Below are 20,631 nucleotides of genomic sequence, written 5' to 3' on the forward strand. Positions count from 1 at the left end.
TTTGACATATTTTAATAGGACAATAAAAATGCGTATAAATCTTCTCCAGGTGTAAGGTTTAGTTTTTTGCGTAATCGATTACGACTCATTTTAACTGATGACGGATTGATATTTTGAAGAATAGCTATTTGTTTTGTGTCCATTTTCATCCTGATTAATGAACACAATCTAATTTCGGTTTTTGTTAGATCGGGATAATTACTTCTTAGCTTTTCATAAAACGAACTACTTAAAGTTTCTATCTTATTATGAAAATCTTCCGTACTCTCGTCTACCCAGATTTTATTTTTAATTTCTGTCTCCAGATTCATCAACTCTTTAGATCTTTTTTTCCCCGTAGAGGCTTTAACTCTTTCCAATTGTTCTGATAAGGTTAATGCCCATTCTTTATTATTTGTTATATCTAATGCCAAATGCTTTAGATCTTTTTGCTTATGTTCTATTTCAGAACTTAGCAGCTCATTTTCTAAAACTTTTAGTTTTAACCTTTGTTTATAACGTGCATAAAAAAAGATGAATATCGCTAAAATGCTAATTCCTCCAAAAAGCATCCATTGTTGTTTAATTTTGTTTTGCTCATCTAAGATTTCTATTTCGGACTCTTGTTGAGCTATTTCGGCCTGTTGTTGTTGAATTTCAGATTCTTGTCGTTCAGTTTCATAAAGTGTTTGGTAATACGATAAGGCATTCGCTCTTTTAACACTATTGATAGAGTCTCTTACCGTAACAAAATCTACATAGTGCGTATGAGATTTTTCAATATTGCCTAAAGCCTTATAAATTTTTGACAACCTTTCATCCATATGGTATTTACCCCAAACATTTCCTATTCTTTTGTGATAATTCAACACCCAATATCCTTCGTCTAACGCCTTATTAAATTCTTTAGTTGCAATGTAATAGTCTGCCAAAGCTGTTCTGTAATGAGATTCATTAGGTATTGGGTGTTGTTTTGCAAAACTGTTTTGTATTTTGTCAAAAAAATACGTGGCTTTACTTAGACTATCAGTTACAGCATAAGCATTTAAAAGTCCGTAAAATATGATTGGTTTATTTGGCAAATCATAATCAGGCTCTGTAACATGCTTATAGGCTTCCTTTAAATAACTAATTCTCGCGATTTGATTACCTTGAAAGTTTTGCTCTAAAGCTGCATTAAATAGGTTTGGAATCAATGATAAGTGGTCATGTCTATGGCGAGCAATAGCAATAGTTTTGTCTCTTTCCTTTTTCGCTTCTTCTGTAAAACCTATTTTAGTATATAAAGTCGCTAATTGATTTCTGGTCCATAATAAATTAGACGTATCCTTAGCTCTAACAAATATTTGTGATGTTTCTAAAAGTAGTTTAGATGCTGTAGCGTAATCTCCGGTCACGTCGTAAACTCCAGATTTGTACGATCGTGCTAAAGCATAGGATATAGAATCATTGGCTTTAAGAGAAAACTTTTCGGCTGTATTATATAAATCCAGAGACTCATTTGTTTTTCCTGAAAAATAATAACTATCTGCAGCATTTGTATAAAGCCGTCCTAAAAGATCATAATCTTTACTGTTTGTTTTTCTTGCTTTAAAATCTTCAAAGACTTTCACTCCAGCTTGTGCATTAGAAGCTCTATTAGCATAATAAAACATAAGGCTGGAAGTGTGTCTCAATGCCATATTGATTGAATCCAACTGGTAAGCATAATCTATAGTTATTTTAGCAATAGAATCGAAACTATATTTTGTTTTATTATTGACAAGCCTTGAAAGGCTATCCAACAATTTAAGTCGTTTTCCTTCTGTAGAGGATTCAATTTTTTGCTTTAGTTCTTTAACCTTTCGGTCTAGAGATTCTTTGGTAAGGTCATTGCTATTTGTTTGAGCAAAAAAAGATTGGCATAATAGCACAAAAAAGAAGCCTATGAAAAAACGTTTCATTTTAAAGGGGGTATACATTTATAGTATAAATGTATAAAAACAGTTTTTGTTTAATTAATTGCATAGGGTTACAAAAGGGTTACAAAAAAGACACAGCAGTAAATTACATCAATAAAGACAACACTTATAAAGGTTTTTAAAATTAAATCTACACACCTATTGATTGGTTTCTTTTTTGTCTTTTTTCCTCAAAAACCCAAATAAACCTTTCTTTTTTTTCGTCTTTTCGTCTTCAGAATCGATTTCAAATTCACGCTCTTTTCTGTCTTTCTTAAAGAGGCGTTTTAAAAAGCCGTCTCGTTTTTCTTCTTCACATGCCAATGCATCTTTAACGTCTTGAGATGGTGCTTCAAATTTAGCTTGAGTGATATAATTAAATTGTTTGTCTGTATTCATTTGCTTTAAAAACAAAGCTGCAATTGGCAAAGCAGAATTGGCTCCTTGACCAACAGATGTATGACTAAAACCAATACGATGATCATCATTCCCAACCCAAGACAACATGACTAATTTAGGACTTATACCAACAAACCAACCGTCTTTATTGTTTTGTGTTGTCCCTGTTTTTCCTGCTAGATCGTTCTTGAGTCCGTATTGAGAGCGCATTCGTTTTGCCGTACCTGTATTGATGGTAGACTTCATCATCTCAATCATGGTTTGCCTTGTCTCTTTTGAAAATGCTTCGGGCATTACTTTTGCTTTCTGACGCTCATAAATAACAGCTCCAGATCTATCAGTGATTTTAGTAATATAAAATGGTTTGGACACCTTCCCTTGATTAACATAGCTTGTATAAGCACCTATAAGTTCTAGCATCGATAATTGGGCAGTACCTAAAGCCAATGATGGCACTTCTGGAAGCGAAGAAGTAATCCCCATTTTTTGAGCTTGCTCGATCACTGGGACTATACCAACATCTTCCAATACCTTTACAGCAATTGTATTAATAGATTGACTCATTGCCTTTTCTAGGGAATAATTAAGATGTCTGTCATTTTCTTCTTTACCTCCATTAGTAGGCGTCCATCCTTTTTGATTGGTATAGGTCACCTCTTTAACTGAATAATAACTACATGGCTCTATCCCTTTCTCTAAAGCCGTGGTGTAAACAATAGGTTTAAATGTTGAACCTACTTGTCGCTTTGAAGCTGAGACATGGTCAAATTTGAAATGCTCAAAATCTATTCCTCCTACATAAGCTTTTATTGCTCCCGAGCTTGGATCGACAGCTACAAAACCTGTATTTAAAAATCTCATGGTATGGGTCAAACTATCAATTACCGAAGCTTCTCTTACTATATCTCCTTCCCATGAAAACAGACTAAATTTGCCTTTAGCATTTAAACTGTCCATGATAGCTTTTTCACTCCATTTTTTCTTCTTTAAGGTTTTATAAAGGTCTAAATCTTTAATCCGTTTACTAACTAATGATTTGTTTTTAAGCCATGGTGCATTTTTACCATATGCCTTTTCGAATTGAGACTGTAAGGCTTTCATATGTTGTTGCATCGCTAACTCTGCGTAGCGTTGCATATCAATATCAAGCGTGGTGTGAATTTTTAAGCCGTCTTTATACAAATCATATTTAGTGTCTTCAGCCTTGTTTACACTATCTAATAAGCTCTTTACCTCTAATCGTATTTTCTCTCGAAAATATGGAGCTACACCGTCTGTATGGTCAAACTTTTTATAGCTGATTTTTAAAGGCATATTACTGGTCTCTTTTTGAATTACCTCATCAATAAAACCATATTTCTCCATTTGCTGTAAGACAACATCACGTCTCAACTGGCTTCGCTCTGGAAACAACCTTGGATTGAAACCATGAGTTGCCTTAAGTGTTCCTATTAACGTTGCTGATTGTGCTAAATCAAGGTTTTTAGTTTTGGTGTTGAAAAATCGCTGAGACGCGCTTTCTATTCCGAAGACATTCTCGCTAAAAGGTACTGTATTTAAATACAAGGCTATAATCTCTTGTTTCGAATATAAGCTTTCAAAACGCTTAGCAACGATCATTTCCTTAACCTTATTCACTGGCATTGAAAACCAACCATGATCTTGTCTTCCATAGATATTTTTAACCAGTTGCTGACTAATCGTACTTCCACCTCCTGATGAATTATTTTGCATCAAAATGGATTTAAAAAACACACGCATCAAACTTGCGTAATCTACGCCATCGTGCTCATAAAAGCGAGCATCTTCGGTAGCAACAAGAGCATCAACCAAATGCTTCGGAAGTTCTTCATATGGCACTATTTGCCTATCAAAAATGAAATATTTACCTAGTAGTTCACTTTCAGCATCTAATAATAATGATGCTTCGGCTTGTTTGATATCTTTTAAGTCGTCTTTAGAAGGTAATGTTCCCCACAATCCAATATACACCGAAAACCAAAATAACAGCAATAAGGAAAATCCAATCACACCAACTTTAAAAAATCGTTTGAGCCATACGGACTTTAAAGTGAATTTCATAAATAGTATTTATCTAAGGTTATGTTTTATATACGATATAATTGAGAAAACAGACGTTATACATGCATTATTGCTTTAACATCAATAATTAATCTCGTAACTTTATAGAGTATGATCGATTAAGCTCTTTATAACATGAGTGCCAATTGTAAGAAAATGACTTGTTTTTCGACTAAAACGATAAGTTAATTATACAATATTTATTAATTAAAACAGAAAGGACAAATAGCTATGTTAACTTGGAAAGAAGTTATCAACTTCGCTGTAAAAGGAAATCCAACGCCAGATCGAAGAGTGGAAAAAACAGATGCCGAATGGCGTCAACAATTAACTCCTGAACAATTTAGAATTACACGTCAAAAAGGTACCGAAAGACCACACAGTGGAGCCTTATGTAGTATTTATGATGAAGGTCAATACAACTGTATATGTTGTGACACACCTTTGTTTGATTCGACAATTAAATTTGAATCTGGTTCAGGGTGGCCTAGTTTCACACAGCCTATCAAACCAAATGCCATAAAGTATGAAAAAGACTCATCTTTTGGTATGGTGCGCGTAGAAGTGATGTGCAATACTTGTGATGGACATTTAGGACATGTATTTCCAGATGGACCAGAGCCAAGCGGATTACGTTATTGTATTAATTCTGAATCTATGCAACTAGATTCTAAAGTAGAGGAGACAAACTAATGACAAATAAAAACTTAGAAAAGCTAACTGTTGGTGCAGGGTGCTTTTGGTGTATTGAAGCTGTATACAACGAAGTAAAAGGCATAGAAAAAGTAGTATCGGGATATAGTGGTGGTACTGTTCCTGGAACACCAACATACAGAGAGGTTTGCTCGGGTTTGACAGGTCACGCCGAAGTTGTTCAAGTCACATTTGATCCAAATGTGATTTCATATGAAGACTTACTGGTCATTTTCATGACAAGCCATGATCCAACAACCTTAAACCGTCAAGGTGCAGATGTTGGAACACAATATCGCTCAGTAATTTTCTATCATAACGACAAGCAAAAAGAAATTGCAGAAGTTGTAATCAAGGAAATGACACCATATTATGAGATGCCTATTGTCACTGAGATTAGTCCTTTAGGCGAATTCTTTGAAGCCGAAGCTGTACATCAAAATTACTATGCAAACAACCAAACACAAGGTTACTGTAGTTTTGTTATTACACCTAAGCTGGCAAAATTGAGACAATTGCATGCAGATAAGTTAAAAACACGTGTGACATAAATTGAAGCTATATTGAACACGAAAGAGTCTATTCCATCCATAAAACTCTATGGTGCAAAACGATGCCATAAAACACAGTTTTATTTAAGTTTCCTTAACGAAACTGGCTTCCCATATGATTTTTTGGATGTAGAAATTAATAAAGACCACGCAGATGAATTGCGTGGTCTTTATTTAAATAGAAAACTTAATTTTCCAACACTAACTATTGGTTCTAAAAAATTACGTAATCCTCGTAAAGAAGATCTTGAAAAATGGCTTAACAAATTAATTCTGAAAGACTAAACCAAAACGATTATGACCTATACTGAATTTAAAAGTAAACAGCAATTTTTTGAATTACCAGAAGGTCGAATCGCTTATATCGATGAAGGTCATGGGGAACCTATACTGTTACTCCATGGTGTACCAACCTCTGGTTGGTTATATCGACATATACATCCAGAATTAGTACAAAAAGGATATCGTGTTATTGTACCTGATATGTTTGGTTATGGATCTAGTGATTCTCCAAAGGGTTATGAAAAATATCACGAAAAACTCCAAGCTGAGCGGCTTTCAAAACTGATGGAACATTTAAGCATCAACAAATGGACACATATGCTTCATGATGCTGGCGGCTTGTGGACTTGGGAACTTTTAAAACAACAACCAAAATCCATCAAACAACTTATTATTTTAAATACAATCATTTTAAAACCTGGTTTTACTCCTCCAATGCGTTTTGGAAATAATTTCATAACTAAGTTTGTCATGAATCTTTACAGTTTCAAGCTCACTAATAATATGTTGATGAAAGGGCTTTTTAAATCTGGTTTATTAGAAAACAATCTCTCCAAAGATGATATTGAAGGTTATAAGACGCCTTTACTACAAGGGAAAATTAAAGGCATGTATTACTTCTTCTCTAAAACCTGTCATAATTTGCCTGATTACTCTAGTTTACTTCCAACATTAGAACAACAAGTTCTAGTTATTTGGGGTAAGCATGATGAGTTTTTAAAATGGGAACCTCAACAAGATCAGGTGAAACAAGCCTTAAACATTGAAACAAAGCATATACATATCATAGAAGGGAAGCATTTTATACAGGAAGAGATCCCTCAAAAAATAATTAACTTGACACATCAATTCATTCAAGAATCAAATTAAGAAAGATTGTATATTAACAATGATAAACTAACCAATTCCTATGGAAAAAACTGTTTCAGAAGCAATACAATACAGAAGATCAACCAGAATTTATAAAGAGGACCCTATTGATACTGAAAAAGTAAAACAGTGTCTCTATAATGCCTCTTTGGCACCTACAAGCAGTAACCTTCAATTATGGGAATTCTATCATGTTACAGATAAAACCACGCTCGAAAAACTAACAGTAGCTTGCCTTGGTCAAAATGCAGCGAAAACCGCCAAACAGCTTGTTGTTGTGGTCACAAGAAAGGACCTATGGCGTAAACGCGCCAAAGCAAATATTGAATTTATAAATAAGATTTACGATAAACCAGACCTTGAGGAACGATGGTTAAAGCGTAAAAAAATGGCAATCAATTATTACAACAAACTCATTCCAACCATTTATACAGATCTCTTCGGAATTTTAGGTTTTGTTAAATATCTAATTTTTCAAATTGTTGGGTTGTTTAGACCTATTTATCGTCAAACACGCTTAAGTGATATGCGAATTGTTGCTCATAAAAGTGCCGCATTAGCTGCCGAAAACTTTATGTTAAGTATGTCGGCTATTGGCTATGACACTTGCCCTATGGAAGGAAGTGACACGCTTAGAGTAAAGCAAATTCTATCTTTACCTAGAGGTGCCGAAATCAATATGGTGATTGGTTGTGGTATACGTAATGAAGACAAAGGCATTTATGGCCCTCGTTTTAGAGTGCCTTTTGACGAGGTTTATTTTGAGAGGTAGTTAGTTTTCAAAATTCTTAATCCCATTAGTTAACCAATCATAATATTCATCAGCGTCAGGAGTATAACCTACAGGTTTAATAAGATTTGCCTCATTATGATCCATCAACACGTAATAGGGCTGTGTATTTGTCTTATATTTTATGGTTTGCATCTCACTCCATTTTTGGCCTGTATTCCTTAGTTTCTTCCCTGGTCTTAATTTAGAATCGGGAGCTTCACCTTCAGGGAATTTTATTTGTTCATCCACATACAAAGAGATTAAAACAACATCATTTTTTAATGTAGACAGCACTTTAGGTTTAACCCAAACATTTTGTTCCATTTTACGGCAATTCACGCATGCCCAACCTGTAAAATCAATCATAACTGGCTTACCTACTTGTTTAGCATAAGCTAGACCTTTATCATAATCGTTAAAAGCCAGAATATCATGAGGTGCTAACAAATGTCCTCCATCTGGTAATCCTGAATGACTTGCAGAGCTTCCGCCACCTCTCGAATTACCTACACCATAAGGTGATTCGCTATAATCCAATGGCGGAGGGAACGCGCTAATTAAATTTAATGGTGCGCCCCAAAGCCCAGGAATCATATAAATGGTAAATGATAAAGTTAATAGCCCAAGCATTAATCGCCCAACAGAAATATGTTCCAAGGGTGAATCATGCGGTAACTTTATTTTTCCGAGTAGATATAGAGACAATGCTCCAAAAATGGCAATCCATATTGCAATAAACACTTCTCTTTCTAATAAATGCAATTGTAACACCAAGTCGGCTTGTGATAAAAATTTAAATGCTAATGCAAGTTCTAAAAACCCTAAAACCACTTTAACAGTGTTAAGCCATCCTCCAGATTTAGGCAATGAATTTAACCAACCTGGAAATGCAGCAAATAAAGCAAAAGGCAATGCAATAGCTGAAGAAAAACCTAGCATTCCTATAACAGGAGCAATCCCTCCTTTTGATGCTGCTTCAACTAAAATGGTTCCTACTATTGGGCCTGTGCATGAAAATGACACAATAGCCAATGCTAACGCCATAAAGAAAATTCCAATAAGCCCTCCTCTATCGGCTTGCCGATCTGCTTTGTTTGCCCATGAGTTAGGTAAAACGATTTCAAAAGCACCTAAGAAGGAGATAGCGAATACAACCAGTAATGCAAAGAATATGAGATTAAACCATACATTAGTAGCTAATGCATTTAATGCATCTGCACCAAAAATAGCTGTTATAATCGTACCTAGTAACACATAGATTACAATAATTGACAACCCATAAATAATGGCATTTCTAATCCCTTTAGCTTTCGATTGACTTTGTTTGATAAAGAAACTTACAGTCATTGGAATCATTGGGAATACACATGGTGTAAGTAATGCTACAAAACCAGAAAGAAAAGCCACTAAAAAAATAGACCACAATCCTCTAGTTTCACCTTCTTCCTCTTCTGTTCCTTTATCTGCAACTTTAACCGCATTAGTTAAATCATAATCTAAATCTATAAAAGTAGGTGTTAAACATTGCTTGTCATCACAAGCCATGAATCCTACTTCAGCCTTCACGGTTTTGACATCCTCTGCATTGGAAACTTTTATTTTTTGTCTGAACTCTGCAACATCTTCAAAGTATTTTACCTCAATCCCAAAGACTTTATCTTCTACAGTTTTTCCTTTGCCTTCTGAAGTTTTACCAACAAGTTCAACATTTTCTCCAAGATCATATTCAAAAGTAGTTGGTATAGGACCTGCATCTTTTGGAGGTATTTGAGAATACAAATGCCAGTTTTTATCAATACTAGCTTTTGAGACTAAAATATAGTCGGTATCTGAAGTTTTCTCAACCGAGGACTCCCATTTTACAGGCTCAAGAATTTGTGAAGTATCATCTGGCGAATCAAAAGGAGATAAACTTAAACCGCCTTGTGACTCATCATTTTTTTTTAAATTAAATTGAAGATCAATATAGGTTGGTGGTAAACACTTTTCATCATCACACACCATAAACTCTACCTCACCTTCAACCAGTGATAATTCTTGATTTAATACTTTGATACGCTGTCTAAATTCGGCTTTATCTTCAAAGAATTTGATAACCATGTCAAACACAGGATCATCAACAGTATGCCCTTCTTCTTCACTCGTCTTTCCGCTTAATTCATAAGCTTCATTAACCTTGTAAACAAATGTTGTTGGTATTGGACCACCATCAGGTACGTTTTGAGAATACAAGTGCCAGCCACTATCTATTGTTGCTGTAGAAATTAGATCATATTCAGTATCTGAAATTTTCTCAACAGACGTTTCCCATTCTACAGGTTCTAATACCTGGGCTTTTGAAGCTATTGTAAAAACCAATAAACTAAGTAGGGTAATAATTAAATTCTTCATTAGAAATAATTAGGTTTTGAAAGACGCTAATTTATGAAAAACTAAAAGATTAATCGCCAGCTTTAAGATTTGATTATAAAACGAGAACTAAAAGCATAAAAAAACCGAACATAATGTTCGGTTGATATTATTTATTGATAGGTTTCGATGGGGTTTCCACCAAATTTCCATTTTTCAAAGCCACCTTCTAAATCATAAATTTTCACAAAACCTTTCTCTTTAAGTTCTTTTGAGCATCTGGAACTTCTTCCACCGGACTTACAATATACAATGACAGGCTTAGTTTTATCAAGCTTGGCAATATCCTCATCAAAGGTTGGAGATCTAAAATCTATATTTTGAGACTGCTCTATAAAGCCTTCTTTGTATTCTTCGGGTGTTCTAACATCAACTAACTGGATATCTTCCAGTTCTAAGCGTGATTGCATCTCTTCAGCAGAAATCATTTTAATTTCGCTTTGTGGTTCTTCTTTGCAACTAAATGCGAAAGCAAAAAGTGCAAAACAGTAGATAAGTACCTTGTTTTTCATTTTGATTGATTTTTAGATTGAAGCTACTTCACCTCTCCATTCGCTGAAGCCTCCAATTAGATTATATGTGTTTTTAAATCCTAACTGATTCATTACACTACAAGCCTGAGCACTTCGACCACCTGCTTTACAATACACATAATAGTTTTTAGATTTATCGAGTTCTTCAAGCTCGTAGATAAATCCTTGACCCTTATAAATATCAATAGCAATAGCATTTGGTATAATCCCAAGTGCTACTTCTTCTGGTGTTCTAACATCTAATATTACCGCATTTTCATCTGCGTTTAATTTAGAGGTCCATTCTTGTTGAGTTAAATCAGCCATATTTTTTATACATCAATAATCATGCAAATTTAACGTTTCCTTATGATAAAGACGAAAAAAAATCCGAAGTGTTACACTTCGGATTCTTAAAATTTAAAAATAAATTGTTATTATACTTTAATTGAGCAGCCTATTGCTCTTGTTTTGGCTTCTGGAACTTCTTTACCAACTAACAATGCATCTACAGCATCTTCAACATAGGTTTTTGTTACAGCGCTTGCATCTTTATAGTTATCATCGATAGCTCCAATATACTTTACCAGAGGTCCTTTTTTCGTTTTTTCTAATACATAAACATGAGGTGTTTTGGTAGCACCATATTGAGGGTAAATCTTTTGACCTTTGTCCATTAAATATGGAAATGTAAATCCTTTTGCTTTTGCTCTTGCTTTCATAGCTGCCATATTATCTCCAGGTTTTACATCGGTATTATTTGGCATAATCGCAATCACAGGATATCCTTTATCAGCATATTTTTTATTTAAGGCTTCAACGCGATCTTCATAGGCTACTGCATAAGGACAAGTATTACAAGTGAATACGACAATAAATCCTTTAGCGTCTTTAAAATCTGCCATTGAGACCATTTTTCCGTCAATATTTTCTAATTTGAAATCGGTGGCGATATCTCCAATATCATAACCTGTTCCAACAGGTGTAAATGCAGTAGTTGCTATAAATGCAACTATAGCTAATAGTGTTTTAAATGTGTTCTTCATGATGATTCTATTTAATGAATTGTTTTACTTCGGTTTCTAATTCTTGGTAATTGAAAGAGCGTTCATAAAACGCTTTTTTATCTTTATTATAAATCAAGGTTGCTGGAATAGCTCCAGACCAGTTTTTATTTACTTTGGGTATCCATGTATTTGAGTCGACATCATCTAAAACAACGACTTCACTTTTTAGTGCGTTCTTCTTCAGAAAAGGCTTAAGCTTTGTTTCAATTTGCTTCGGAAAGTCTAAACTTACTAAAATAACTTCAACATTATGATTAGAATACTTAGCATTCAACTGCTCAAAGTATGGAAGTTCCTTTACACATGGTGCACACCATGTTGCCCAAAAATTTATCACATAGGTTTTTTTAGCATCTTTTGTGCTTAAATACGATTGAAGTTCTTCAAAATTGAAAACTTTCAAACTATTATCGGGACGATTAAGATGTGTTTCTTCAAAATAATTTATCTGTGATGTCCCATTTCCAAAGGACATTAAAACAATAGTGATTATAAGAGCCATATGTTTCATGTTATAAATTTAGGAATCAAATTACGGACATGAATAAATTTAACAAAACATTAGAAAATTGAATCATTTTTTATATTACATTTGTACACACAACAATTGTATATACAAATGTCAATAGAAAAAGAAATTAAAAGCACAGTTAAACTTGATGAAAAAGACAAGACTGTTATCAATTTAATTTATACCAATAATTGGTTAAAAGAGAAAGCACACGTGTTTTTTAAAGATTATGATTTATCTCAAGAACAATATAATGTTCTAAGAATTTTAAGAGGCCAAAAAGGTCATCCAGCTAATTTAAGCACCATTCAAGATCGCATGCTTAATAAGATGAGTAATACAACACGCTTAATTGACAAACTTCTTAAAAAGGATTTAGTAACTCGTCAAACGTGCGCATCAAATAGAAGAAAAATAGAAATTTTTATTACCAAAAAAGGACTCAACCTATTGACAGAATTAGATCAAAAAGTAAAAGCAAGCAACATAGAAATTACCAAAAGTTTAAGTAACTCTGAATTATCTCAACTAAATAAACTTCTAGATAAATTAAGAGCACAATAATAATCCAAACACAAATTTAAATTACAAAACAATGAAAAACACCATTTTAAAATCAGCAACTTTAGTCGTATTAGCTTTATCATTTGTATCCTTTACCACTATTTTGAAAAAGGAAATAAAAGTTAAAGAATCAACAATTACATGGAAAGGTCATAAAATAACAGGCTCGCACGAAGGTACTATAACATTAAGCGATGGTACGCTTACATTTGAAAATAAAAAGCTTACTGGTGGAAACTTTACAATTGATATGACAAGTATTACTGTAACAGATTTAAAAGCCGGAAAAGGAAAAGAAAAATTAGAAGGGCATCTCAATTCTGATGATTTTTTTGGCACACGCAGCTACCCTAAAGCCACATTTAGAATCACAAATGTTAACGGTAACAATGGCAATTACAAAGTAACAGGAGATTTAACTATCAAAGGAAAAACACATGAGTCGACATTCAATATGAATGTGACAAAAGGCTCTGCTACTGCTAATCTAAAAATTGATAGAACTAAATATGGCATTAAGTATGGTTCTTCAAGTTTTTTTGACGGACTAAAAGACAAAGCTATTTCTGACGAGTTTGATCTAAATGTCACATTGAAGTTTTAAATAATTTTGATTAATAGCAACATTTAGTGATTAAGATTCCCATGTTTATGGGAATCTTTTCTTTTTTATAGAATTAAATTTGAAAACTAAAATTTGATTTCTATATTTGAACTTTATTACAACAATGAACACAAATTTAAATCATACTTGGTGGTGGATGTCTCGAAACGAAACTTCGTGAACTAACCCTATAGGTATATTTAAAATAACATATCAAAAAGGCTTGTCATTCACGACAAGCCTTTTTTAATAATAAAAAATGAAAACATTTAGTCTATACACACATTACAAAAAAATATTAGCAGACACTATCACACCTGTAAGTATTTATTTAAAGATCAGAGACAAGTTTCCAAATAGCATTTTATTGGAGAGTAGTGATTATCACGCTAACGATAATAGCTTTTCTTATATCTGTTTTAATCCAATTGCCTCTATAAAAGTTAAAAATTATCTTATTGAACAACACTATCCAGACGGAAGTACAAAAACCAATAAGGCAAAAAACATCTCTGTAACCGAAGAGATCCATAAGTTCACAAAGCGCTTTAAAGTAAATTCTGATGAAGAGTTCAAGTTTATTAACAACGGAATTTTTGGTTATACGGCTTATGATGCTGTAAAATATTTTGAAGATGTTGATATTAGAAAAAAACCTGACTCTTTAGATATCCCAGACATTTATTATGCCATCTATCAAAATATAATTGCCATTAATCACTTTAAAAATGAGGCTTATATTTTTGCCCATTGCTTTGAAGCCGAAAATAATATTGATGAAGTTTTACAACTCATTAGTTCTAAAAATTTTGCGTCTTACAGCTTTAAAAAAGATTCTGATATCATATCAAATCTAACTGATGAAGAATATAAAAGTCATGTAGAATTGGCTAAAAAACACTGTGCTCGAGGTGATGTATTTCAATTAGTATTATCCAAAAAGTTCTCACAAGCTTTTAAGGGTGACGAATTTAATGTATATCGCGCTTTGCGAAGTATCAACCCATCACCTTATCTTTTTTATTTTGACTACGGAAATTTTAAAATCTTTGGAAGTTCACCTGAAGCCCAATTAGTTGTAAAAAACGAAAGAGCGGAAATTCATCCTATTGCTGGGACATTTAGAAGAACAGGAAATGACGAAGAAGATCAGAAATTAGCAAAACAACTCGCTGATGATGATAAAGAAAATGCAGAGCATGTGATGTTAGTTGATTTAGCACGTAACGACTTAAGTCGTCATGGAAGTGATGTAAAAGTAGAAACCTATAGAGAGGCACAATTTTTCTCTCATGTAATTCACTTAGTGAGTAAAGTCACAGGGAAAATCCATAAGAAGACAGCGACAATGCAAGTTGTAGCAGATACATTTCCTGCAGGCACATTAAGTGGAGCACCAAAACATCGTGCTATGCAACTTATTGAACAATATGAAAAAACAAGCAGAGCATTCTATGGAGGCGCTATTGGTTTTATGGATTTTAATGGAAATTACAATCATGCCATTATGATCAGAACCTTTATGAGTAAAAACCATAAACTCCATTGGCAAGCTGGAGCGGGATTGGTTTCTAAATCAAACCCAGAACACGAATTACAAGAAGTATATAACAAATTAGGTGCTTTAACTAAAGCTATAGAATTAGCAGAAAACATATGAAAGTATTAGTAATAGATAACTACGACAGTTTTACCTACAATCTCGTCCACTATTTGGAAGATTTAAACTGTGAAGTCACCGTAAAAAGAAACGATAAACTTTCTCTTGAAGAGGTTGATTCGTTTCAAAAAATAGTCCTTTCGCCTGGGCCTGGTATTCCAAACGAAGCTGGATTATTAAAGGATATTATAAAAATCTACGCATCAACTAAAAGTATTTTGGGTGTATGTTTAGGACAGCAAGCTATTGGTGAAGTTTTTGGTGGTTCGCTTATTAACTTAGAAGATGTATACCATGGTGTTGCTACCGAAGTAGACATTTGTGTTGATGATGAATCCCTTTTTAACAATATGGATAAAACCATAGAAGTGGGTCGTTATCATTCTTGGGTTGTTGATGCTAATTTACCTGAAGTATTAGAAGCCACATCTTTCGATAGTAATGGGCAAGTGATGTCCTTGCGACATAAAGTCTATGATGTAAAAGGTGTTCAATATCATCCAGAATCGGTATTAACACCTAACGGAAAGCAAATTTTGGAAAACTGGATAAAGAGCTAACATGAAACATATACTAAACAGATTAATCAATCAAGAAAGCATTTCTAGCGACGAAGCAAAACGCGTCTTGGTTAATATTTCCGAAGGGCAATACAACCAAAGTCAAATCGCTTCTTTTCTAACCATATACATGATGCGAAGTATTACTATTGAAGAACTTCAGGGTTTCCGCGATGCACTATTAGAACTTTGTATTCCTGTAGATTTATCAGATTTTAATGCAATTGATCTTTGTGGAACTGGTGGTGATGGTAAAGATACGTTTAACATTTCGACATTAGCATCTTTCATAACAGCAGGCGCAGGAGTAAAAGTCGCTAAGCACGGAAATTATGGCGTGTCATCGGCTTCAGGATCTTCCAATGTCATGGAAGCGTTAGGCGTTAAATTTACCAATAATACCGACACATTAAAACGCACTATTGATCAAGCTGGAATCTGTGTTATGCATGCTCCATTATTTCATCCAGCAATGAAAAATGTAGCACCAATTAGACGAGAACTTGGTGTAAAAACCTTTTTTAACATGTTGGGCCCAATGGTAAATCCTGCATTTCCAAAAAATCAAATGGTTGGTGTGTTTAATTTAGAATTACAACGCATCTATGGATATCTATACCAGAATACAGATAAAAAATACAGTATTGTTCATGCATTAGATGGTTATGATGAAATTTCTCTTACAGGGAATACAAAAATCATTTCTAACAATACTGAAACCATGCTAAGCCCTTCAGATTTAGGACTTGAACAAATAGAGCAATCTGACATATTTGGAGGTGCTACAGTAAGAGAAGCAGCTAAAATCTTTAAGAACATTATTAATGGAAAAGGAACTACAGCGCAAAACAATGTCGTTTGCGCTAATGCTGGTTTGGCTATAGCAACTGTAAATCAAATTTCACATAAAGAAGGATTTAAACTTGCCAAAGCAAGTTTAGATAATGGAAAAGCAAAAGCTAGTCTTGAAAAGTTAATAGAATTAAGCAATTAATGGATATTTTAACCAAAATAGTAAAGGACAAACGTATCGAGGTTGCTCTGCGGAAACAATTAATTCCAATCAAACAACTAGAGCAATCTATCTTATTTGAACGTGAGACCATTTCGTTAGCAAAACGACTTAAAAAAAGCCATACAGGGATCATTGCTGAGCATAAACGACGTTCGCCTTCTAAACAAATCATTAATCATAATTTAAATGTATTTGATGTTGCTAAAGGTTATGAGAATGCAGGTGTTTGTGGTATGTCTGTTCTAACCGACGGGAAATATTTTGGCGGAAGCTTAGATGATCTATTAACAGCACGTTCTAGCTGTAATCTGCCCTTACTTCGCAAAGAATTTATTATCGATGAATACCAAATTGTAGAAGCTAAGGCTCATGGTGCCGATGTGATATTATTAATTGCTGCAATTCTATCTAAAGCTGAAATCAAACAGTTTTCAGAATTGGCAAAACAACTGAATTTAGATGTATTACTCGAGGTGCATAACCAAGAGGAACTTGATAAATCAATTATGCCTAGTCTGGATATGCTAGGTGTAAATAATAGAAACCTTAAAACCTTTGAGGTAAGCTTAGAAACCAGTAAACGATTAAGTGAGTCGATTCCTAACGATTTTGTAAAAGTTTCTGAAAGCGGTATTAGTAGTATTGATGCCATTAAAATATTACAACCCTATGGATATAAAGGTTTTCTAATTGGTGAGAATTTTATGAAAACTGATAATGCAGGAGAAAGTGCAGCGCAATTTATAAACGACTTGGAACAATGAAACTGAAAGTTTGCGGAATGAAATATAAAGACAATATTAAAGAGGTTGCTCAATTGCAACCCGATTATTTGGGCTTTATATTTTATGAGAAATCAAGTCGGTTTTTTAATGGTACAATTCCAGAATTACCAAAAACCGTCAAAAAAGTAGGTGTATTTGTTAATGCTCCTCTGAAATTCGTGATAGAAAACATAAATACTCATAACTTACAAGCGATTCAATTACACGGTCAAGAATCTTCTGAGTACATTAAAAATCTTAGAAAGCTACTAGTAGACTCAGGTATTAATGTCATGGAAATCATTAAAGTCTTTAGTATTAAAAATGATTTTGACTTTTCGGTCTTGGCTACTTATGAAAATGTCTGTGATTATTTTTTATTTGACACCAAAGGCAAGTTACCTGGCGGAAATGGATATACCTTCAATTGGGATATTTTAAAATCATATCCATCAACCAAACCCTTCTTTTTAAGTGGTGGTATTGGTTTAAATGAAATTGAAAAGCTAAGCACTTTTAAGCATACTAAAGTTTCAAAATACTGCTATGCAATTGATGTGAATAGTAAATTTGAAATTGATCCTGGATTAAAAAACACAAATGAGTTAGAAACATTTAAACATGAGTTACAATATTAACGACAAAGGCTATTATGGAGAATTTGGAGGCGCATACATTCCAGAAATGCTCTATCCCAATGTTGAAGAGCTACGACAAAATTATCTTAAGATTATGGCCGAACCTTCATTCAAAGAAGAATTCGATCAATTACTCAAAGATTATGTAGGCCGTCCATCACCACTCTATTTTGCTAAACGATTAAGTGAAAAACACAATACGAGAATCTATCTCAAACGCGAAGACCTCAATCATACTGGTGCGCATAAAGTCAATAATACGATTGGACAGATTTTAATGGCACAACGTTTAGGAAAATCTAGAATTATTGCTGAAACTGGTGCAGGACAACATGGCGTAGCTACAGCTACTGTTTGTGCGCTAATGGGTATGGAATGCATCGTGTATATGGGTGAAATTGATATTGCTCGACAAGCACCCAATGTTGCGAGAATGAAAATGCTTGGCGCCCAAGTGAGACCAGCATTATCAGGAAGTAGAACACTTAAAGATGCTACCAATGAAGCCATTCGCGATTGGATTAACAATCCAGTGGACACGCATTATATCATTGGAAGTGTCGTTGGACCTCATCCCTATCCAGATATGGTAGCTCGCTTTCAAGCTATCGTTTCCAAAGAAATTCAATGGCAACTAAAAGAAAAAGAAGGGACATCAAAACCCGATTATGTAGTGGCTTGTGTTGGAGGAGGCAGTAATGCTGCTGGAGCGTTTTATCATTATTTAGATGATACTGATGTTAAGCTTATCGCTGTTGAAGCAGCTGGAAAAGGCGTGCATTCTGGTGAAAGTGCTGCAACTTCTGCTCTAGGCCGAGAAGGTATTATTCATGGCAGCAAAACCTTATTAATGCAAACAAATGACGGACAAATTACCGAGCCTTATTCTATTTCAGCTGGATTAGACTATCCAGGTGTTGGGCCAATGCATGCACATTTGTATGCCTCTGGTCGCGCCGAATTCATCTCAATTACTGATGATGAAGCCATGGTCGCAGGTTTAGAATTAAGTAAACTAGAAGGAATCATACCAGCCATTGAAAGCTCACATGCATTTGCTGTTCTAGATCAAAAGACATTTAAAGCAGATGATATTGTAGTTATCAATTTGTCTGGTCGTGGTGATAAAGACTTACAGAATTATATTGACTATTTTAAATTATAAAATGAATAGAATAAATCAAAAATTAAAAGAAGATAAAACACTTCTTTCCATATACTTTTCTGCAGGATACCCTAGCTTAAACGATACTGTATCTATCATCGAAAATCTTGAAAAAAGTGGTGTTGATATGATTGAAATCGGGTTGCCTTTTAGCGACCCCTTAGCAGATGGACCGACTATACAAGCTAGTTCGACAGAGGCTCTAAAAAATGGGATGACAACCAATGTGCTTTTTGATCAATTAAAGGACATTCGTAAAACCGTTTCTATTCCGTTAATTGTTATGGGTTATTTTAATCCTATGTTACAATATGGTGTGGAAGCATTTTGTAAAAAATGTCAGGACATTGGAATTGATGGATTGATCATTCCCGACCTTCCTGTTGATGTATACAATGATCAATACAAGGCTATTTTTGAAACCTACGGATTAATAAATGTATTTCTCATCACACCACAAACCTCTGTAGAACGTATTAATTTTATAGATTCAATTTCCAATGGGTTTATATACATGGTAAGTTCTGCAAGTGTTACAGGCAGTAGCTCTGGCTTTGGAGATGAGCAAACAGCTTACTTTAAACGCATTGCTAACATGAAACTTAAAAACCCTCAAATTGTAGGTTTTGGAATTTCAAATAATGAGACTTTTACGCAAGCAACACAATATGCTAAAGGTGCTATTATTGGAAGTGCGTTCATTAAACATTTATCAAATCAAGGTGTCAATGCTATTACCAATTTTGTCAAATCAATTATAGACTAATGCGTATTAAACTATTAATCTACCTCTGTTTTTTCATTTGTACTTTTCTTTGTTGTAACTCAAGGCAAAAAGAGTACAAAACTGTTGAAGAGTTAGAGATTGCATTATCTAAAACTCCTGATACTCTTATTGATTATCCATATAATTATGGAATGTGGCTTACGCTAAAAACTACAGATCAAAAAAAAGTAGCTGCCGTAATTGGATTGGAAGATTACAAACCTGTCAATTGGAAATATGGATTTAAATATGCTAAAAACAACAACCGAAATGAAAGCTGTATATTTATATCTCCTGTTATCAATAACAATTGGTTGGTACTTTCAGGATATAATTTACCTCATCCATCAACTCAAGATGTTGTTGGTTTTTTAAACACACTAAGTTTAGAGTTTGGCGAAGTGCACTATTATCTCTATCATGAAAAAATACGGTGTATTGTTTGGTCAAAAAATGGAGTTATTGAGCGTTTTGTTTGGTATAATGATGTTCGCGAAATAATGGAAAAGGGCGATATAACCAAAGCCGAACAACTTACCAATATGGAGAGTTTAAGTATTACCTATAATTTAGATGAAGCCTTAACCAAAGAATTCTCAAAGAATCCTACCAGATTTGAAGAGAAATACAAGTATCTTAACTATGCCGTTGAAACAGTAGGTGATACAGAAGTTTATGTGGCAGATACCATACCATGGCCTGGAAAATATTATGTGGAAAAAATTGCCGAACAATGGAGCTTAAACCCTAAGCAAATGGAAAAAAAAGGATATAATTCACAAGGTTTGGGTTTATTTGGAAGAACACGTTTTAAATATTAAATCAGAA

22 protein-coding genes are annotated in these 20,631 nt (G+C 33.9%); 15 read left to right on the forward strand and 7 right to left on the reverse strand.

Features of this window, described 5'->3' with window-relative positions; translation table 11 throughout:
- Positions 1-11: 11 nt before the first annotated feature.
- A complete protein-coding gene (locus Q0783_RS12390) occupies positions 12-1,922 on the reverse strand; it encodes a helix-turn-helix transcriptional regulator (RefSeq protein WP_298895603.1) in 1,911 nt (636 codons plus the stop codon).
- 156 nt (positions 1,923-2,078) lie between these two features.
- Complete coding sequence (locus Q0783_RS12395; protein ID WP_298895606.1) at positions 2,079-4,400, reverse strand: transglycosylase domain-containing protein; 2,322 nt, start codon at positions 4,398-4,400, stop codon at positions 2,079-2,081.
- Between the two features lie 231 nt (positions 4,401-4,631).
- Here Q0783_RS12395 and msrB point away from each other — a divergent pair, with 231 nt between their 5' ends.
- The 5 genes from msrB to Q0783_RS12420 are packed head-to-tail and all read left to right on the forward strand — an operon-like array spanning position 4,632 to position 7,568.
- A complete protein-coding gene (gene msrB / locus Q0783_RS12400) occupies positions 4,632-5,093 on the forward strand; it encodes a peptide-methionine (R)-S-oxide reductase MsrB (RefSeq protein WP_298895608.1) in 462 nt (153 codons plus the stop codon).
- On the forward strand, positions 5,093-5,644 hold the full coding sequence (msrA, locus tag Q0783_RS12405; protein ID WP_298895610.1) for a peptide-methionine (S)-S-oxide reductase MsrA: 552 nt from the start codon (positions 5,093-5,095) through the stop codon (positions 5,642-5,644). The genes msrB and msrA overlap by 1 nt, the downstream gene beginning before the upstream one ends.
- Before the next feature lie 12 nt (positions 5,645-5,656).
- The gene (locus tag Q0783_RS12410; protein WP_298895612.1) at positions 5,657-5,929 is read left to right on the forward strand and encodes a glutaredoxin family protein; all 273 of its coding nucleotides are present in this window, start codon (positions 5,657-5,659) and stop codon (positions 5,927-5,929) included.
- A 12-nt stretch (positions 5,930-5,941) separates the two neighbouring features.
- The gene (locus Q0783_RS12415) at positions 5,942-6,796 is read left to right on the forward strand and encodes an alpha/beta fold hydrolase (protein WP_298895614.1); all 855 of its coding nucleotides are present in this window, start codon (positions 5,942-5,944) and stop codon (positions 6,794-6,796) included.
- Positions 6,797-6,836: 40 nt separating this feature from the next.
- Positions 6,837-7,568 (forward strand): nitroreductase family protein, encoded by a 732-nt coding sequence (locus Q0783_RS12420; RefSeq protein ID WP_298895616.1) that lies wholly within the window; start codon positions 6,837-6,839, stop codon positions 7,566-7,568.
- On the opposite strand, the gene Q0783_RS12425 is transcribed toward Q0783_RS12420, so the two are convergent.
- From Q0783_RS12425 to Q0783_RS12445, 5 genes are all read right to left on the reverse strand, one after another.
- The gene (locus tag Q0783_RS12425; protein WP_298895618.1) at positions 7,569-9,959 is read right to left on the reverse strand and encodes a thioredoxin family protein; all 2,391 of its coding nucleotides are present in this window, start codon (positions 9,957-9,959) and stop codon (positions 7,569-7,571) included. It abuts the gene before it with no gap.
- A 131-nt stretch (positions 9,960-10,090) separates the two neighbouring features.
- Complete coding sequence (locus tag Q0783_RS12430) at positions 10,091-10,489, reverse strand: rhodanese-like domain-containing protein (RefSeq protein ID WP_298761612.1); 399 nt, start codon at positions 10,487-10,489, stop codon at positions 10,091-10,093.
- A 12-nt stretch (positions 10,490-10,501) separates the two neighbouring features.
- A complete protein-coding gene (locus tag Q0783_RS12435; protein ID WP_298895620.1) occupies positions 10,502-10,816 on the reverse strand; it encodes a rhodanese-like domain-containing protein in 315 nt (104 codons plus the stop codon).
- Between the two features lie 110 nt (positions 10,817-10,926).
- A complete protein-coding gene (locus Q0783_RS12440) occupies positions 10,927-11,535 on the reverse strand; it encodes a thioredoxin family protein (protein WP_298895622.1) in 609 nt (202 codons plus the stop codon).
- A 7-nt stretch (positions 11,536-11,542) separates the two neighbouring features.
- Positions 11,543-12,067, reverse strand: a complete 525-nt coding sequence (locus Q0783_RS12445; protein WP_298895624.1) for a redoxin domain-containing protein — start codon at positions 12,065-12,067, stop codon at positions 11,543-11,545.
- Positions 12,068-12,175: 108 nt separating this feature from the next.
- Between Q0783_RS12445 and Q0783_RS12450 the strand changes: the two genes are divergently transcribed.
- The 10 genes from Q0783_RS12450 (at position 12,176) to Q0783_RS12495 (ending at position 20,624) form a co-directional block, all read left to right on the forward strand.
- Positions 12,176-12,631 carry a MarR family transcriptional regulator gene (locus Q0783_RS12450; protein WP_298895626.1) on the forward strand — a complete coding sequence of 152 codons (456 nt, stop codon included), beginning with the start codon at positions 12,176-12,178 and terminating at the stop codon, positions 12,629-12,631.
- Between the two features lie 31 nt (positions 12,632-12,662).
- Positions 12,663-13,235 carry a YceI family protein gene (locus Q0783_RS12455; protein ID WP_298895627.1) on the forward strand — a complete coding sequence of 191 codons (573 nt, stop codon included), beginning with the start codon at positions 12,663-12,665 and terminating at the stop codon, positions 13,233-13,235.
- 259 nt (positions 13,236-13,494) lie between these two features.
- A complete protein-coding gene (locus tag Q0783_RS12460; RefSeq protein WP_298895629.1) occupies positions 13,495-14,895 on the forward strand; it encodes an anthranilate synthase component I family protein in 1,401 nt (466 codons plus the stop codon).
- Positions 14,892-15,455 (forward strand): aminodeoxychorismate/anthranilate synthase component II, encoded by a 564-nt coding sequence (locus Q0783_RS12465; protein ID WP_298895631.1) that lies wholly within the window; start codon positions 14,892-14,894, stop codon positions 15,453-15,455. Before Q0783_RS12460 ends, Q0783_RS12465 begins: the two co-directional genes overlap by 4 nt.
- Before the next feature lies 1 nt (position 15,456).
- Entirely contained in the window at positions 15,457-16,449 is a 993-nt protein-coding gene (trpD, locus tag Q0783_RS12470; RefSeq protein ID WP_298895633.1) for an anthranilate phosphoribosyltransferase, read from the forward strand.
- Positions 16,449-17,234: an indole-3-glycerol phosphate synthase TrpC gene (trpC, locus tag Q0783_RS12475; RefSeq protein ID WP_298761597.1), complete on the forward strand. Its 786-nt coding sequence runs from the start codon at positions 16,449-16,451 to the stop codon at positions 17,232-17,234. The genes trpD and trpC overlap by 1 nt, the downstream gene beginning before the upstream one ends.
- A complete protein-coding gene (locus Q0783_RS12480) occupies positions 17,231-17,872 on the forward strand; it encodes a phosphoribosylanthranilate isomerase (protein ID WP_298895635.1) in 642 nt (213 codons plus the stop codon). The genes trpC and Q0783_RS12480 overlap by 4 nt, the downstream gene beginning before the upstream one ends.
- Positions 17,856-19,037 carry a tryptophan synthase subunit beta gene (gene trpB / locus Q0783_RS12485; RefSeq protein ID WP_298895637.1) on the forward strand — a complete coding sequence of 394 codons (1,182 nt, stop codon included), beginning with the start codon at positions 17,856-17,858 and terminating at the stop codon, positions 19,035-19,037. The genes Q0783_RS12480 and trpB overlap by 17 nt, the downstream gene beginning before the upstream one ends.
- Position 19,038: 1 nt before the next feature.
- Complete coding sequence (gene trpA / locus Q0783_RS12490; RefSeq protein ID WP_298895639.1) at positions 19,039-19,803, forward strand: tryptophan synthase subunit alpha; 765 nt, start codon at positions 19,039-19,041, stop codon at positions 19,801-19,803.
- Positions 19,803-20,624: a hypothetical protein gene (locus Q0783_RS12495; protein ID WP_298895641.1), complete on the forward strand. Its 822-nt coding sequence runs from the start codon at positions 19,803-19,805 to the stop codon at positions 20,622-20,624. The genes trpA and Q0783_RS12495 overlap by 1 nt, the downstream gene beginning before the upstream one ends.
- Positions 20,625-20,631: the final 7 nt, after the last annotated feature.

The organism is uncultured Psychroserpens sp., assembly GCF_947500255.1.
Taxonomy (GTDB): domain Bacteria; phylum Bacteroidota; class Bacteroidia; order Flavobacteriales; family Flavobacteriaceae; genus Psychroserpens.

Bases quoted from the DNA above. Each gene is read 5' to 3' on its own strand.
- Q0783_RS12390 (WP_298895603.1), bottom strand. From the start codon at position 1,922: ATGAAACGTTTTTTCATAGGCTTCTTTTTTGTGCTATTATGCCAATCT.
- Q0783_RS12395 (WP_298895606.1), bottom strand. From the start codon at position 4,400: ATGAAATTCACTTTAAAGTCCGTATGGCTCAAACGATTTTTTAAAGTT.
- msrB (WP_298895608.1), top strand. From the start codon at position 4,632: ATGTTAACTTGGAAAGAAGTTATCAACTTCGCTGTAAAAGGAAATCCA.
- msrA (WP_298895610.1), top strand. From the start codon at position 5,093: ATGACAAATAAAAACTTAGAAAAGCTAACTGTTGGTGCAGGGTGCTTT.
- Q0783_RS12415 (WP_298895614.1), top strand. From the start codon at position 5,942: ATGACCTATACTGAATTTAAAAGTAAACAGCAATTTTTTGAATTACCA.
- Q0783_RS12420 (WP_298895616.1), top strand. From the start codon at position 6,837: ATGGAAAAAACTGTTTCAGAAGCAATACAATACAGAAGATCAACCAGA.
- Q0783_RS12425 (WP_298895618.1), bottom strand. From the start codon at position 9,959: ATGAAGAATTTAATTATTACCCTACTTAGTTTATTGGTTTTTACAATA.
- Q0783_RS12430 (WP_298761612.1), bottom strand. From the start codon at position 10,489: ATGAAAAACAAGGTACTTATCTACTGTTTTGCACTTTTTGCTTTCGCA.
- Q0783_RS12435 (WP_298895620.1), bottom strand. From the start codon at position 10,816: ATGGCTGATTTAACTCAACAAGAATGGACCTCTAAATTAAACGCAGAT.
- Q0783_RS12440 (WP_298895622.1), bottom strand. From the start codon at position 11,535: ATGAAGAACACATTTAAAACACTATTAGCTATAGTTGCATTTATAGCA.
- Q0783_RS12445 (WP_298895624.1), bottom strand. From the start codon at position 12,067: ATGAAACATATGGCTCTTATAATCACTATTGTTTTAATGTCCTTTGGA.
- Q0783_RS12450 (WP_298895626.1), top strand. From the start codon at position 12,176: ATGTCAATAGAAAAAGAAATTAAAAGCACAGTTAAACTTGATGAAAAA.
- Q0783_RS12455 (WP_298895627.1), top strand. From the start codon at position 12,663: ATGAAAAACACCATTTTAAAATCAGCAACTTTAGTCGTATTAGCTTTA.
- Q0783_RS12460 (WP_298895629.1), top strand. From the start codon at position 13,495: ATGAAAACATTTAGTCTATACACACATTACAAAAAAATATTAGCAGAC.
- Q0783_RS12465 (WP_298895631.1), top strand. From the start codon at position 14,892: ATGAAAGTATTAGTAATAGATAACTACGACAGTTTTACCTACAATCTC.
- trpD (WP_298895633.1), top strand. From the start codon at position 15,457: ATGAAACATATACTAAACAGATTAATCAATCAAGAAAGCATTTCTAGC.
- trpC (WP_298761597.1), top strand. From the start codon at position 16,449: ATGGATATTTTAACCAAAATAGTAAAGGACAAACGTATCGAGGTTGCT.
- Q0783_RS12480 (WP_298895635.1), top strand. From the start codon at position 17,231: ATGAAACTGAAAGTTTGCGGAATGAAATATAAAGACAATATTAAAGAG.
- trpB (WP_298895637.1), top strand. From the start codon at position 17,856: ATGAGTTACAATATTAACGACAAAGGCTATTATGGAGAATTTGGAGGC.
- trpA (WP_298895639.1), top strand. From the start codon at position 19,039: ATGAATAGAATAAATCAAAAATTAAAAGAAGATAAAACACTTCTTTCC.
- Q0783_RS12495 (WP_298895641.1), top strand. From the start codon at position 19,803: ATGCGTATTAAACTATTAATCTACCTCTGTTTTTTCATTTGTACTTTT.